This is a genomic window from Pseudomonas sp. IzPS59, from assembly GCF_014863505.1.
In the GTDB taxonomy this organism is placed as follows: Bacteria; Pseudomonadota; Gammaproteobacteria; order Pseudomonadales; family Pseudomonadaceae; genus Aquipseudomonas; species Aquipseudomonas kribbensis.
Window position 1 is genome coordinate 4,696,298 of the sequence record NZ_CP062251.1, and the last position, 14,563, is coordinate 4,710,860.

12 protein-coding genes are annotated in these 14,563 nt (G+C 60.8%); 3 read left to right on the forward strand and 9 right to left on the reverse strand.

The window, feature by feature from the left end; genetic code table 11:
• Window positions 1-35: 35 nt before the first annotated feature.
• Together IF189_RS21045 and IF189_RS21050 are read right to left on the reverse strand one after the other, a co-directional pair.
• Window positions 36-1,382, reverse strand: a complete 1,347-nt coding sequence (locus IF189_RS21045) for an ATP-binding protein (RefSeq protein WP_134827804.1) — start codon at window positions 1,380-1,382, stop codon at window positions 36-38.
• On the reverse strand, window positions 1,379-2,056 hold the full coding sequence (locus IF189_RS21050; protein ID WP_085710996.1) for a response regulator transcription factor: 678 nt from the start codon (window positions 2,054-2,056) through the stop codon (window positions 1,379-1,381). The genes IF189_RS21045 and IF189_RS21050 overlap by 4 nt, the downstream gene beginning before the upstream one ends.
• 206 nt (window positions 2,057-2,262) lie before the next feature.
• On the opposite strand from IF189_RS21050, the gene IF189_RS21055 reads away from it, so the two are divergent.
• Together IF189_RS21055 and IF189_RS21060 are read left to right on the forward strand one after the other, a co-directional pair.
• On the forward strand, window positions 2,263-3,054 hold the full coding sequence (locus tag IF189_RS21055; RefSeq protein WP_134827805.1) for a dienelactone hydrolase family protein: 792 nt from the start codon (window positions 2,263-2,265) through the stop codon (window positions 3,052-3,054).
• 84 nt (window positions 3,055-3,138) lie between these two features.
• A complete protein-coding gene (locus tag IF189_RS21060) occupies window positions 3,139-3,864 on the forward strand; it encodes a 4'-phosphopantetheinyl transferase family protein (RefSeq protein WP_134827806.1) in 726 nt (241 codons plus the stop codon).
• Window positions 3,865-3,870: 6 nt separating this feature from the next.
• Here the strand turns inward: IF189_RS21060 and IF189_RS21065 are convergent, their stop codons facing one another.
• Entirely contained in the window at window positions 3,871-5,481 is a 1,611-nt protein-coding gene (locus tag IF189_RS21065) for an ATP-binding protein (protein ID WP_134827807.1), read from the reverse strand.
• A complete protein-coding gene (locus tag IF189_RS21070) occupies window positions 5,478-6,200 on the reverse strand; it encodes a response regulator (RefSeq protein ID WP_134827808.1) in 723 nt (240 codons plus the stop codon). Before IF189_RS21070 ends, IF189_RS21065 begins: the two co-directional genes overlap by 4 nt.
• Window positions 6,201-6,934: 734 nt before the next feature.
• Here IF189_RS21070 and IF189_RS21075 point away from each other — a divergent pair.
• Complete coding sequence (locus tag IF189_RS21075) at window positions 6,935-9,829, forward strand: ribonucleoside-diphosphate reductase subunit alpha (protein ID WP_114884855.1); 2,895 nt, start codon at window positions 6,935-6,937, stop codon at window positions 9,827-9,829.
• Between the two features lie 708 nt (window positions 9,830-10,537).
• Here the strand turns inward: IF189_RS21075 and flgE are convergent.
• From flgE to cheR, 5 genes are all read right to left on the reverse strand, one after another.
• Complete coding sequence (gene flgE / locus IF189_RS21080) at window positions 10,538-11,851, reverse strand: flagellar hook protein FlgE (protein ID WP_192552203.1); 1,314 nt, start codon at window positions 11,849-11,851, stop codon at window positions 10,538-10,540.
• A gap of 30 nt (window positions 11,852-11,881) precedes the next feature.
• Window positions 11,882-12,610 carry a flagellar hook assembly protein FlgD gene (gene flgD, locus IF189_RS21085; protein WP_085711003.1) on the reverse strand — a complete coding sequence of 243 codons (729 nt, stop codon included), beginning with the start codon at window positions 12,608-12,610 and terminating at the stop codon, window positions 11,882-11,884.
• A 15-nt stretch (window positions 12,611-12,625) separates the two neighbouring features.
• Window positions 12,626-13,069: a flagellar basal body rod protein FlgC gene (gene flgC, locus IF189_RS21090; RefSeq protein WP_054593596.1), complete on the reverse strand. Its 444-nt coding sequence runs from the start codon at window positions 13,067-13,069 to the stop codon at window positions 12,626-12,628.
• 3 nt (window positions 13,070-13,072) lie between these two features.
• Window positions 13,073-13,480 carry a flagellar basal body rod protein FlgB gene (gene flgB, locus IF189_RS21095; protein ID WP_025112931.1) on the reverse strand — a complete coding sequence of 136 codons (408 nt, stop codon included), beginning with the start codon at window positions 13,478-13,480 and terminating at the stop codon, window positions 13,073-13,075.
• A gap of 240 nt (window positions 13,481-13,720) precedes the next feature.
• Entirely contained in the window at window positions 13,721-14,548 is an 828-nt protein-coding gene (gene cheR / locus IF189_RS21100) for a protein-glutamate O-methyltransferase CheR (protein ID WP_007960327.1), read from the reverse strand.
• Between the last annotated feature and the right edge of the window lie 15 nt (window positions 14,549-14,563).

The window sequence follows — 14,563 nt, forward strand, 5'->3', positions numbered from 1 at the left end:
CACCCGGTGCCGGCGAGAGGGGAAGAAGGCAACGACTAAACCGCCGGGAAATGAATCCTGAACGCCGCCCCGCCCATCGGCGAATCGCCCAGCGTCAGCTTGGCGTTGTAGCTCTCGATGATGTCCTTGACCACCGCAAGACCGATCCCCTGCCCCGGGTGCTGGCGATCCAGGCGTTCGCCGCGCTCAAGGATCCGCGCTCGCTGGTGTTGCGGGACGCCGGGGCCGTCGTCCTCGATGCACAACTCGATCCCGGCCAGGGTTTCGCGCACGCTGATGCGCACTTCGCCCAGGCACAGGCGATAGGCGTTTTCCAGCAGGTTGCCCAGCATTTCCAGCAAGGCGCCCTGCTCGATCGGCAGGTAGCAGTGTTCCGGCAGGTCGAAAGCTACGCGTACGCGCTTGTCGCGGTAGACCTTGTCGAGGGTGTCACACAGGCTTTTGAGCACCGGGCGCAGGCGCACCTGATGGCGCACCAGACCGCTTTTGCGCAAGCTGGCGCGTTGTAACTGGTAGCTGATCTGCTGGCTCATGCGTTCGATCTGGGTTTGCAGCACCCAGGCCTGATCGCGATCTTCGGGACGCTGGGCCATATCCTCGCTGACGCCCTGCAACACCGCCAGCGGGGTTTTCAGGCTGTGGGCCAGATCGTCGAGGGAGTCGCGGTAACGGCTGCGTTGTTGACGCTCGCTGTGCAGCAAGCGGTTGAGCGAGCCTGTCAGGCGCAGCAGTTCACGGGGGTGCTGTTCGGTGAGGCTTTCGCGGGTGCCGCTTTCGATTTCGTCGAGTTCCTGACTGAGCCGGCGCAGGGCTTTCAGGCCCCAGGTCAGGCCGATCCACAGCAGCGAGAGCAAGACAAGCAACGCAGCACCGAAGCCGAGGTAGAGGTTTTCCCGCAGGCCCTCGAGGGTGGTTTCGTATTCGCGCACCGGTTGCAGCGCGACGATGCTGAACGCCGCATTCTTGCCGCCGAGCAGCTTGACCTCGACGTCGTAGACGAAGAACTCCTGGCCGCTGGCTTCGCGAATCCGCGCGAACTCGCTGCCCATTCCGTCGTAACGCGGCTTGTAGTTGATCTGCTCTTCCTGGGTCGCTTTCGAGCGCCAGACCAAATGACCTTCGCGGTCGTAGATGTAGCCGAGCAGACGGAAGTCGGCGAGGTTGAAACGCTCGTCCGGCAACTGCATCGGCATCACCAGCCGACCGTTTTCAATCCGTGCAGCAGAAATCAGAGTGGTGACATCCGAAGCCAGACGCTGCTCGATGGAATCCTGCAGCGCCAGGCTGAACGCCCCTTGCATCGCCGGAAGCAAGGCGAGCATGAAGAACACCGCCAGCGTCGTGGCGGCCAACATCAAACGAACACGAAGCGAACGGATCAAGTGCAGCGCTCATTGAACAGATAGCCCAGCCCGCGCACCGTGTCGATCGGCTTGAACCCGGCCGGGCCTTCGAGCTTGCGCCGCAGACGTCCGACCAGCACCTCGATCACGTTCGGATCGCGCTCGTCGTCGTCCGGGTACAGCTGTTCCATCAGGCGATCCTTGGGCACCACTTGCTGGTGGTGACGCATCAGGTACTCGAGAATCCGGTATTCGTAGGCGGTCAGCGCCAGCGGCTGTTCGTCGAGGGTCGCCTGTTTGCGATTGAGGTCGAGCAACAACGGACCGGCAACAATGGACGACTGGGTGAAGCCGCTGGAGCGACGCAGCAGCGCATTGAGCCGGGCTTCAAGTTCTTCGAACTGGAACGGCTTGACCAGGTAATCGTCGGCGCCGGCGGCCAGGCCTTCGACCTTGTCTTGCCAGTTGCCACGGGCGGTGAGGATCAGGATCGGGAAGCTCTTGCCGTCCTGGCGCAACTGGCGGATCAGGTCGAGCCCGCCCATGCCCGGCAGGCCGAGGTCGATCACCGCCAGGTCAAAATTGAATTGCCCGGTCTGGTACAGCGCCTCTTCGGCATTGGCCACGGACTCGACCACGTGACCGCTTTCCGTCAGGCGGGTTTGCAGGTGATGGCGCAACAGCGCTTCATCTTCGACGACCAACAGTTTCATGACACTCTCCCGGGCCAATCAGCATCTCCAACAGCATACCTGCGACAACGGTGTACTGCCGCTTTTGAGGGTCCTGTTCATTTCATCCCTCGGACGTGGTTCAAGATTACTGAACCCGGCCTGTACCTGCCCTGAACGCACCCTGAACCCGGGCGCAATCAAATGAACTAGGCTGTCTTGACCTTTTATTGTCAGGAGACCCGATCATGCGCCTGTTCCTTGCCCTCACCCTGCTCGCCTTCAGCAGCCTCAGCGCGGCGGCGATCAAGACTCAGGAAATACCTTACCAGAGCGCCGATGGCACGAAACTGATCGGTTATTACGCCTATGACGACGCGATCAAGGGACCTCGCCCCGGTGTGGTGGTGGTCCATGAATGGTGGGGCCTGAACGACTACGCCAAGCGCCGCGCCCGGGATCTCGCCGGCCTCGGCTACAGCGCCCTGGCGATCGACATGTACGGTGACGGCAAGAACACCGAGCACCCGAAAGACGCGATGGCGTTCATGCAGGCGGCCACGCAGAACGCCGATGCCGCCAGCAAACGCTTCGAGGCTGGCCTCGACCTGCTGAAAAAACAGCCACAGACCGACACCGGCAAACTGGCCGCCATCGGTTATTGCTTTGGCGGCGGTGTGGTGTTGAATGCCGCTCGCCAAGGCGTACCACTGGCCGGCGTGGTGAGTTTCCACGGCGCACTCGCCACCAAGACTCCGGCGACGCCCGGCAGCGTCAAGGCGAAGATCCTCGTCGAACACGGCGCGCTGGACAGCATGGTCACCGCCGACAACGTCACGGCGTTCAAGTCTGAAATGGACAAGGCCGGCGCCGACTACAAGTTCGTCAGCCTCGACGGCGCCAAGCATGGTTTCACCAACCCCGATGCGGATCGTCTGAGCCACGGCGATCATGGTGGCCCGGATATCGGCTACAACAAGGCTGCGGATGAAAAATCCTGGGCGGACATGCAGGCCTTCTTCAAGCAAATCTTTGGCTGAACCCACTCGTTCCCGCGCCCTGCGCGGGAACGTTCCACATCTGCGCACTATCCAGCCTCAAAGCAACCCGGCAAAATGCCCGCCATGAATTCCAGCCCCCTCCTCCCCGCTTGCTGCACCCCGCTCGATGCCCACTGGCCATTGCCGATTGTGCTGCCGGACACCGTGCTGCTGAGCACCCATTTCGACCCGTCGCAATTGCTCGGCGATGATTTCCGCCGCAGCGCCATCGAGCCGCCGCCGAGCATCCAGCGCTCGGTGGCCAAGCGTCAGGCGGAGTTTCTCGCCGGGCGGGTCTGCGCCCGGGCTGCACTAGAGCAGCTGGAAGGCTCAGGCAGTGTTCCGGCCATTGGCGAGGATCGCGCACCGGTGTGGCCGGCCCATATTTGCGGTTCGATCACCCACAGCACCGGTCGGGCGGCGGCGATTGTCGCCAACAAACGACACTGGCGCGGGCTGGGCATGGATATGGAAAACCTGCTCAACGCCGAACGGGCAGAACGGCTGGCCGGGGAAATTCTGACGCCAGCGGAGTTGCAGCGCATGGCGGCTGGTTCCCGCGACCAATTGGCGTTGTGGGTGACTCTGACATTTTCGGTAAAGGAAAGCCTGTTCAAGGCGTTGTACCCGATCGTCCAGAAGCGCTTCTATTTCGAGCACGCCGAAGTGCTCGAATGGACCGAGCAAGGTCATGTGAGGCTGCGCCTGCTGACGGACCTGTCCAGCGAGTGGCGCAACGGGACCGAACTGGACGCACAGTTCGGCGTGCACGACGGGCAGTTGTTGAGTCTGGTCAGCATCCAGGCTTGAACGCTTTCAGCGCCGCTCCTGATTCCGCGGCCAGCTCAGGCTGAAACACGCCCCGCCCAGACTCTTGCTCTTGCCGATCAGCGCCCGGCCGTCATGCCAGTGAATGATCCGCCGCACGATCGACAGCCCCAATCCATGCCCACCGGACGCCCGGGTACGGCTGTCGTCCAGCCGCAGAAATGGCGTGAAGATTTTCTCCCAGGCACTTTCCGGCACACCGGGGCCATCGTCTTCGACATCCACCCGGCAACGCATCTGCCCGACCTGATAACTGACCGTGACCTTCGAGCGCGCATGGCGCATGGCGTTGCCCACCAGATTCTGCAAGGCGCGATGCAGGTAACGCGGTTCGGCCTCGACCCAGGCATCGTCACAATCAGCCGCCGACAAACACAAGCCGCGTTGTACCGCGACGTCGGCGCGCAGTGGCGCCAGTTCTTCGATCACCTGATTGACCAGTGCATCGAGGTCGATGCGCTGGAAGGTCAGCGCCGGCGAGCCCTGCTCCAGCCGCGCGTAGGTGAGCATTTCGTCCACCAGCTTATCGAGGTCCTCGATGTCGTGATCCATGCCCTCGCGGTACTTCTCCAGCGCTTGCGGGGTGGTGGCCGAGCCGATCATTTCCAGACCGAATCGCAGGCGCGCCACCGGCGTGCGCAACTCATGGGACACCGCACGTACCAGCTCACGCTGGATCGCCAGCAACTGTTGCAGGTGCTCGGCCATGCCGTTGAACGCCGCCGCCAGTTTCCCCACCGAGTCGGCACCGCGTGCCGGCACACGGGTTTCCAGGCTGCCCTTGGCAATGCGCGTGGCCGCCGCTTCGAGACCGCGCAATCGCCGTTCCAGCTGACGCACCAATAAATAGACGATGAGGCCGATCAGGGTCAGACCCAATGCGGCAATCAGCACCAGCCATTGCGGCGGGTACGGATTCATCTGATAGAGCGGACCGATTTCCAGCACCCACGGCGTGCCGACCATCCCGGCGAACACCCGAATCGAATCACCGCCCTTGCCCAGCGCCATCACCGTATCGCCTTCCGAGACGCGACGGCTCTGGTCTTCATCCATGTCGGCCTCGTCCACGGTAACCAGCCGCAGATCGAAGCCGAAGCCCTTCTCTTCCTTTAATTGCGCGAGGCGTTTGGGCTGCTCGCCCACCGGCACCCGCACCAGTTCATCGGCCAGCAGGTAGATGGTCGCCCGGGCCAGTTGCTCGCTGATCTGCTGCACCTCGCCGACCAGTACCAACTGCTCCTTGTCGCTGACCAGACGGTAGACCTTTGCCGCGTGCGGCCCGGTCTGCTCGACCAGGGCCTGGCCGCGCTGCACGCGGGTGCGCTGGGTCAGATCGAGATCGGTCTGGGGGAACGTCTGCAACGTCAGCGGAATCCCCAGCAGCCGCTCCCACACCAGCAAGGCGCGGTGGCGCTCGGTCTCGTTCATCGGTTGCAGGTTGTCGGCCATCAGGGAAAACGTGCCGTGGGCCAGGCGCTCTCGGTATTGCTCGCTGCGCACCTGGTTGAGCAGGTGCAGCGCCAGCACGCCGAGCACCGCCACCAGGATCAGCGCCGCGCACATACCGCCGTAGATGCGCAGGAAGATCGAATTCACAGCGGCAGTTCTACGCAGGCTTCAGGCACGAACAGATAACCTTTGCTGCGCACGGTCTTGATCAGGCGCGGGTGATCGGGGTCATCGCCGATCTTCGGGCGGATGCGCGAGATGCGCACATCAATCGAGCGGTCCTGACCGTCGTAGCCGATGCCGCGCAACGCGGTGAAGATTTCTTCCCGGGACAGGATGCGCCCGGCGTTGGACACCAGCAGCCACAGCAGATCGAATTCGGCGCTGGTCAACTCGATGCCGCTGTCGCTCAGCCAGGCTTCGCGCAAGGCGTTGTCCACCACCAGTGGGCCGAATTGCAGACGGCGTGGTTTGCCCGCCACCGGCTCCGGTGCGTCACTGCGTCGCAACAGCGCCTGGATGCGCGCGAGCAACAGTCGTGGGCGCACCGGTTTGCACACGTAATCATCGGCGCCGATGTCGAGGCCGAGGATCTGGTCGGCGTCGTCGGTGCGCGCGGTCAGCATGAGGATCGGCCCGTCGTACTGGTCGCGCACCTTGCGGCAGATGCTCAGGCCGTCTTCACCGGGGAGCATCAGGTCGAGGATCACCAGATCCGGCTGTTCCTTGATGATCCGCGCCGCCGCCAGCGCCCCGTTGCCTTCGATCTCCACGTGCAATCCGTTGGCTTGCAGGTATTCGCGGGTCAGTTCGGCCAGACGCTGGTCGTCCTCGACTATCAATACCTGCCAGGCTTCTTGCTCCACGGGTGACCTCTGCTTGCCGATGCTGCGAATAAAGGAAGGATCCTCCCGTCTTTTTGTCATCTTTAAGGAGGATAAGAATGCGTGTGTCAGGGCCGATTGTATAAACGGCGTACAGCGAGAACACAAGTCGGTAAATGCGTTCGGACAAGGCCGTTTTTTGTGATAGGGTTCGCGCCCTTAAAAATCCGCTGAAGCGTTTTTCCCGGCGAAAAAACAGTGACAAACGGTCTAGCTCAGCAGGTTCACGGCCTACAAAGGTTTTCCCTGTTTCGCACACAATTTACGCACAGGGTTATCCACAGGCTGTCCGTTGCAATCGCCCCCCAAAACGCATTATCTTGTAGCCCGCGCCCAAAAAAACCCTACATGTAGGGGTTCGCGCCAAAAACCAAACACAAACCGGACAGTGAATTCAAGGCTTTTTATTGCCATTGTCGGGTTGAACCAAACGTATTTTCAGAAGCCCAAACCGCGCCTGCGGATGGCTACCGTTTTTCAGCCGATCACGGCGTAAACGGTACGGGTGTTGCAGTCCGAAACTGCTCCCCGAAAGGAGTGCGGTTTCACGCGTATCGCGCGAACCGAAGACTTCGGCATGGAAGCGGCGCCCACAAGGCCCACTTCCTGAACTGTCCCGAAGTCGTTACCCGGCGCTGGCCGGTCGTAGTGCTTCAGGACGGAACGGTGGGCACCGTGATGGTGCCCAAACAAACATAGAGAACGTGGAGACACCCATGCAAACCGACACAACTCGCGAGAACCCGCAGGGCACCTTGCCGCAGGCCGCCGATTCGAATTCGGATCTGGCTGCCACCGCGCCTGGTCAACTGCGTGTGATCAAGCGTAATGGCACTGTCGTTCCTTACACCGATGACAAGATCACCGTCGCTATCACCAAAGCGTTTCTCGCAGTTGAGGGCGGCACCGCTGCCGCTTCGTCGCGAATCCACGACACCGTTGCCCGCCTGACCGAACAGGTCACCGCGACCTTCAAGCGTCGCATGCCTTCGGGCGGCACCATCCACATCGAAGAAATCCAGGACCAGGTCGAACTGGCCCTGATGCGTGCCGGCGAGCAGAAAGTGGCTCGCGACTACGTGATCTACCGCGACGCCCGTTCCAAGGAACGCGCCACCCGCACCACCGCCGACGCACCGGTACAAGCGCACCCGTCGATCCGCATCACCCGCGCCGACGGCAGCCTCGCGCCGCTGGACATGGGCCGCCTGAACACCATCGTCACCGAAGCCTGCGAAGGCCTGGCCGAAGTCGACGGCGACCTGATCCAGCGCGAAACCCTGAAGAACCTGTACGACGGCGTGGCCCTGAACGACGTCAACACCGCACTGGTAATGACCGCCCGTACCCTGGTCGAGCGCGAGCCGAACTACTCGTTCGTGACCGCCCGCCTGCTGATGGACACCCTGCGTGCCGAAGGCCTGGGCTTCCTGGGTGTCGCCGAGAGCGCGACCCACCACGAGATGGCCGACCTGTACGCCAAGGCGCTGCCGGCCTACGTCGCCAAAGGTATCGAGTTCGAACTGCTGAACCCTGTGCTGGCCTCCTTCGACCTGGAAAAACTGGGCAAGGCGATCAACCACGAGCGCGACCAGCAATTCACCTACCTGGGCCTGCAGACCCTGTACGACCGTTACTTCATCCACAAGGATGGCGTGCGCTTCGAACTGCCGCAGATCTTCTTCATGCGCGTGGCCATGGGCCTGGCGATCGAAGAGAAGCAGAAAGAAGACCGTGCGATCGAGTTCTACAACCTGCTGTCCTCGTTCGACTACATGGCTTCGACCCCGACCCTGTTCAACGCCGGCACCCTGCGTCCACAGCTGTCGAGCTGCTACCTGACCACCGTTCCGGACGACCTGTCGGGCATCTACCACGCGATCCACGACAACGCCATGCTGTCGAAATTCGCCGGCGGCCTGGGCAACGACTGGACCCCGGTTCGTGCACTGGGTTCGTACATCAAGGGCACCAACGGCAAGTCCCAGGGCGTGGTTCCGTTCCTGAAAGTCGTGAACGACACGGCCGTTGCCGTTAACCAGGGTGGCAAGCGCAAAGGCGCTGTGTGTGCCTACCTGGAAACCTGGCACATGGACATCGAAGAGTTCATCGAACTCCGTAAGAACACCGGTGATGATCGTCGTCGTACCCACGACATGAACACCGCCAACTGGATCCCTGACCTGTTCATGAAGCGTGTCTTCGATGACGGCAAGTGGACCCTGTTCTCGCCGTCCGAAGTACCGGACCTGCACGACCTGACCGGCAAGGCCTTCGAAGAGCGCTACGAGTACTACGAAGCCCTGACCGAGTACCCGGGCAAGGTCAAGCTGTTCAAGACCATCCAGGCCAAAGACCTGTGGCGCAAGATGCTGTCCATGCTGTTCGAAACCGGCCACCCATGGCTGACGTTCAAGGACCCGTGCAACCTGCGCAGCCCGCAGCAGCACGTCGGCGTGGTCCACAGCTCGAACCTGTGCACCGAGATCACCCTGAACACCAACAAGGACGAGATCGCGGTCTGCAACCTGGGCTCGATCAACCTGCCGAACCACATCGTCGACGGCAAGCTGGACACCGCCAAGCTCAAGCGCACCATCGACGTAGCCGTTCGCATGCTCGACAACGTGATCGACATCAACTACTACTCGGTACCGCAGGCGAAGAACTCCAACTTCCGTCACCGTCCGGTCGGCCTGGGCATCATGGGCTTCCAGGACGCGCTGTACCTGCAGCACATCCCTTACGGTTCCGACGCTGCCGTCGAGTTCGCCGACAAGTCGATGGAAGCGGTCAGCTACTACGCGATCCAGGCTTCCTGCGACCTGGCTGACGAGCGCGGCTCGTACGAGACGTTCCAGGGTTCGCTGTGGTCCAAAGGCGTGCTGCCACTGGATTCGCAACAGATCCTGATCGAAGCACGTGGCCAGAAGTACATCGACGTCGACCTGACCGAGTCCCTGGACTGGGCACCGGTTCGCGCCCGTGTACAGAAAGGCATCCGTAACTCGAACATCATGGCCATCGCACCGACCGCGACCATCGCCAACATCACCGGCGTATCGCAGTCGATCGAACCGACCTACCAGAACCTGTATGTGAAATCGAACCTGTCGGGCGAATTCACCGTGATCAACCCGTACCTGGTTCGCGATCTGAAGGCTCGCGGTCTGTGGGACTCGGTCATGATCAACGACCTGAAGTACTACGACGGTTCGGTTCAGCAGATCGAACGCATCCCGCAAGAACTCAAAGAGCTCTACGCGACCGCGTTCGAAGTGGACACCAAGTGGATCGTTGACGCCGCCAGCCGTCGTCAGAAGTGGATCGACCAGGCCCAGTCGCTGAACCTGTACATCGCCGGCGCATCGGGCAAGAAGCTGGACGTGACCTACCGCATGGCCTGGTACCGTGGCCTGAAAACCACCTACTACCTCCGTGCCCTGGCCGCGACCAGCACCGAGAAGTCGACCATCAACACCGGCAAGCTGAACGCTGTTTCCAGCGGCGGCAACCACGGTGACGATTCGGTCCTGGCAGCGCCAGCCGGCCCTGCTCCAGTACCGAAGGCTTGCGCCATCGACGAGCCGGATTGCGAAGCTTGCCAATAAGCTGAGCTGAATCGGGCGTTGCGAAACGCCTGATCGAGAAGCCCCCGACAGACCTCTGGTTTGTCGGGGGTTTTCTTTTGGCCGCGACAAAAAATCAAAAGCCCCCTCACCCTAGCCCTCTCCCCTAGGGAGAGGGAACCGACCGAGTTGTTTTGGAGAGATACGCCGACGTGAAATACCGAGTTGAACTCGGGTTTAAAACACATGCCATGCAACTCAGCTTCTTCTGCCTCCACTCCTCCTACTACTCCTACTCCTGCCTCGGCTTTGGCTTTGGCTTTGGCTTTCCACCACTCAACACAATGAGCGTTAGCTCGAGTACCGCTTTTGACGTGCCGGCTCCTTCGGCAGGCTGAGTGGAGGGATTCATCCGGGGGTGGGCGCGCAGCGCCGTTCGACGAAGTCGAACACATCGAGAGGAGGTGCAGCGAAGCAAACCGGAGGCGATGCCCCCGGATGAATCCCGGAACGAAGGAACACCGAGCCAAAGCGAGGTGCCGAACGCCGGGGCCAAGCCTTTTGCTTACTTTTCGCTGGGCCGGCATTCCGGCGTTTGGAAAAGTGAGCCGCTGTAAGAGCGGAACCGCCAGCGGCAACACCCGAAGAAACGGATATTCACCCAATCAACCAAAGCATGGCCGTCTACCAGGACGCCAAGGCAAACAAAAAAAAGCCCCTCAAAAGAGGGGCTCCTTGAACAACCAAAAATCAGGTCATCTGAATGATGGTCTGCATGATGGTGCTCTGGGTCGAAATGGTCTTGGCGTTCGCCTGATAGTTGCTCTGGCCCTTGATCAGGTCCACCAGCTCGTTGGTCAGGTTAACGTTCGACTCTTCCAGCGAGTTGGAAGCGATCGAACCCAGGGTGCCGGTTTCCGGCGCGTCATAGCCCGGGATACCCGAAGCATAAGTCTCTTTCCAGCTGGTACCACCGATAGGCTGCAGACCTTGTTCGTTGGTGAAGCTGGCCAGTGCAACCTGACCGATGGCCTTGCTCTGGTTGTTGCTGAAGTTGGCGAACAGGGTACCGGTGCCGTCGATGGTCAGGTTAGTGATCTGGCCGGTGGCGTAGCCGTCCTGAGTCGGGATCGAGCGTGCGGTATCGGCGTTGTACTGAGTGGTCTTGGCCATGGAGATGGTGATGCCGGCCGGGTTTGCCGAAGCACCGTTAGCAGTCCAGACACCATTGGTCACAGTCCCGGGTACCCAGCCAGTGAGCTTCAGGTCACTGCTGATCGTGGCTGGTGGAGTGCTGACCTGAGTCAGTTTGCCAGTGGAGTCGAAGGTCATGGTGGAAGCCACTGGCGCGGTGACCTTTGGATCACTGCCGGTAGCATCCGGGTTACGACCGTCCACCAGGGTGTAGACCTTCCAGGTGTTGGCACCGGTCTTGACCATGTATTGATCCATGGTGTGCTGGTTGCCCTGGCTGTCATAGATCGGAGTACTGAACGACTTGGTGTAGGTCGCTGTGTTGGTCGGATCGAATTTGCCGGCCGCCACAGTATCGTCGATCACCGGAGCGGTCGAGTTCAGGTTGATGGTCGAAGTCACCAGCGAGGAGGACTTCGGCGCCAGGTTCGAGGTATCGATCTTCAGGTCGGTCAACACGCCGTTGATGATCTTGCCGTTGGAATCCACACCATAGCCCTGCAGACGCGAGGTGTAGTCGGTGTTGGTGATGTAGCCGTCCTTGTCGACCTTGAACGTACCGGCACGGGTGTAAGACACCGAGCCGTTGTTGCTCAGGGTGAAGAAGCCGGAACCGTTGATCCCCATGTCCAGCACGTTGCCGGTGTTGTTGATGTCACCCTGGGTGAACTGCTGGGAAACGTTGGCCAGGCGCACGCCGTTACCGATGACCTTGCTGCCGCTACCCAGGCGAGTCGCCGAGTAGACGTCTTCGAATTCTGCACGGGACGATTTGAAACCGGCAGTCGCGACGTTGGCGATGTTGTTGCCGGTCACGTCCAGTTGCTTGTTGGCTGCATAGAGACCGCTAAGGCCGATATTGAAAGACATATTCCACTCCTTTGTGCCGGTTAGTCGGCTCTATATACCAATGGTTTGTACTTTGGACAGGGCGACGGTGCCCTTGCCGGACAGGTTGAGCATCAGCTCGCCGCCGGTCTGGCTGATCGTCACGCTGGTGACGGTGGCCGGCAGATAGGTCGCCATATCGGTCGAGGTGCCATTGATCGAGGCGTTGGCCTTGACGGTATAGGTACCGGTCTTCACCAGGTTGCCGTCCTTGTCCTTGCCGTCCCAGGTGAAGCTCGCATTGCCTGCGGCGCGACTGCCCAGATCGATGGTGCGAACGACCGTGCCGCTGCTGTCGGTGATGCTGACGGTGCCGCCGGCAATCGACGACGGAACGGTGACCGAACCGGTCATGCCTTTGCTCGGATCGTCGAGCTGGACCGAGTTGGTCTGCACGATCACATTGCGGCCAACCAGCGACGAAGCCTGCAAGGCTTGCGACGAGTTGTAGTTGCCGGCCAGCGAACTCACGGTGCTGTTGAGGGTGGTGATCCCCTCGAGGCTGCTGAACTGCGCGAGCTGGGCAACGAATGCACTGTTGTCCTGCGGGTCGAGCGGGTTCTGGTTTTTCAGCTGGGTTACCAGCAATTGCAGGAACGCATCCTTGCCCAAGGCCTGGCCGCCGGTGGCGCTGTTGGTAGCCGAAGCGATGCCACCGGTGGTCGTGCTACTGGTCTTCTTCGAAGAGTTGGCCAGTATGTCGTTCATCGTCAGGCTGCTGGTGGTATCGGTAACACTCATGGCAGTCGCCCCTTATCACTGACCGAGGGTCAGTACCTTCTGCATCATGGTTTTGGCGGTGTTCATCATTTCGGCGTTGGTCTGGAAGGACCGGCTCGCGGAAATCATGTCGGCCATTTCTTCCACCACGTTGACGTTCGGGTAGTAGACATAGCCCTTTGCGTCAGCGGCCGGATGGTTCGGCTCGTAGCGCGCTTCGAGGTTGCTCTGGTCTTCGACCACGCCGAGCACCTGCACGCCCTGGCCTGCGGCGTCCTGGTTCTGGAACAGCGAGTTGCTGCCGCCGCTCTGGCCACCCTGGAACATGGTGGCGAACACCGGGTGACGGGCGCGATAGGTCTGGTCGATGCTCGACGAGACGGTTTCGGCGTTGGCGATGTTCGAAGCCACGGTGTTGAGACGCGTGGTCTGGGCGCTCATGCCGCTGCCGGCAATGTTGAAAACGCTGGACAGGGACATGGATTACTCTCCGCGCAGGGCTGACACCAGCCCTTTGAATTTACTGTTGAGCAGCGTGAAGCTGGCCTGGAAGCCGACGGCGTTTTCCGCGTAGTTCGATTGTTCCAGCTGGGCGTCAACGGTGTTCTGGTCGATCGACGGTTGCATCGGCGTGCGATACATCAGCGACTCGTCGCCATTGCCCAGGCCTTCAGCTTCGATGTGACGGCTGTTGGTCATGTTCAGGGCGATGGTGCCGTTGGCGTTCTTCTGGCTCTGTGCTTCGAGCACTTTGGAGAAATCCAGATCCCGAGCCTTGTAGTTCGGGGTGTCGGCGTTGGCGATGTTGTTGGCCAGGACTTCGGCACGCTGGGCGCGGAAGCCCAGGGCTTTTTCGTGAATTCCGAGCGCTTTATCGAAGCTGATGCTCATGTCGGGAACCTTCAGGTGACCGGGTTTTTCGTAACAGGGTTATAGCAAGCGTCGTGCCAGTTTTAAAAAGCCCCGGATTCCGGGGCTTTGCAGGGGATCGGCAAGGCGGCAATGCCAGAAAAGCGGCAACGGGTTTCCGCCGGATGCCGCTTTTCTGCCGCTTGCCGCCGCCGCAAAAACCCTCAGGCATAAAAAAACGGGAGCCCCTGAGGACTCCCGTTTTTTTGTTGCCGGTGCCGGTCACTTCGCCTGGTAAATGATCCCCGGGCTGCACTGGACCATCTGGTAATGGTCCGGCAAACCGTTCAGCGCTTCGGAAGCGCCGAGGAACAGATAACCGCCCGGCTTCAGCGTGCTGTGAATGCGCAACAGGATGTCTTTCTTCACCTCGGCGGAGAAGTAGATCAGCACGTTGCGGCAGAACACGATATCGAACTTGCCAAGACTGGCGTAGCTGTCGAGCAGGTTGAACGAGCGGAATTCCACCCGGTTCTTGATCGGCGCCTTGATCACCCAGCGCCCCGGCCCTTTCGGGTCGAAGTAGCGCTGCAGACGATCGGCGGACAGACCGCGACCGATCGCCAGGCTGTCGTACTCGCCGGTCTTGCAGTTGGTCAGCATGCTGCCGGACAGATCCGTGGCGACGATCTGCACGCCCATCTTCAACTGACCGATGTTGGTCCGCTCGAACTCGTCGATCGACATCGACAGCGAATAGGGTTCCTGACCCGACGAGCAGGCCGCCGACCAGATCCGCAGACGCTGGTTGGGAGCGGCCTTGATCGCCTCGGGCAGCACCTTGTTCTTCAAGACTTCAAACGGATAGGTGTCACGAAACCACAGGGTTTCGTTGGTCGTCATGGCATCGACCACCTGCTCGCGCAAACCGCTGCGCGGCTGGGTCTGGATGCGCTGTACCAGCTCACCCAGGGACTTGATGCCTTGCTGCTCCATCAGTTTGTTGAGACGGCTCGAGACCAGGTACTGCTTGTTTTCACCGAGCAAAATGCCACAGGCTTTTTCCAGGAAGACCCGGAACTGTTCGAAATCCAAATTACCCGTAGACAAATGATGCCGCCTCTT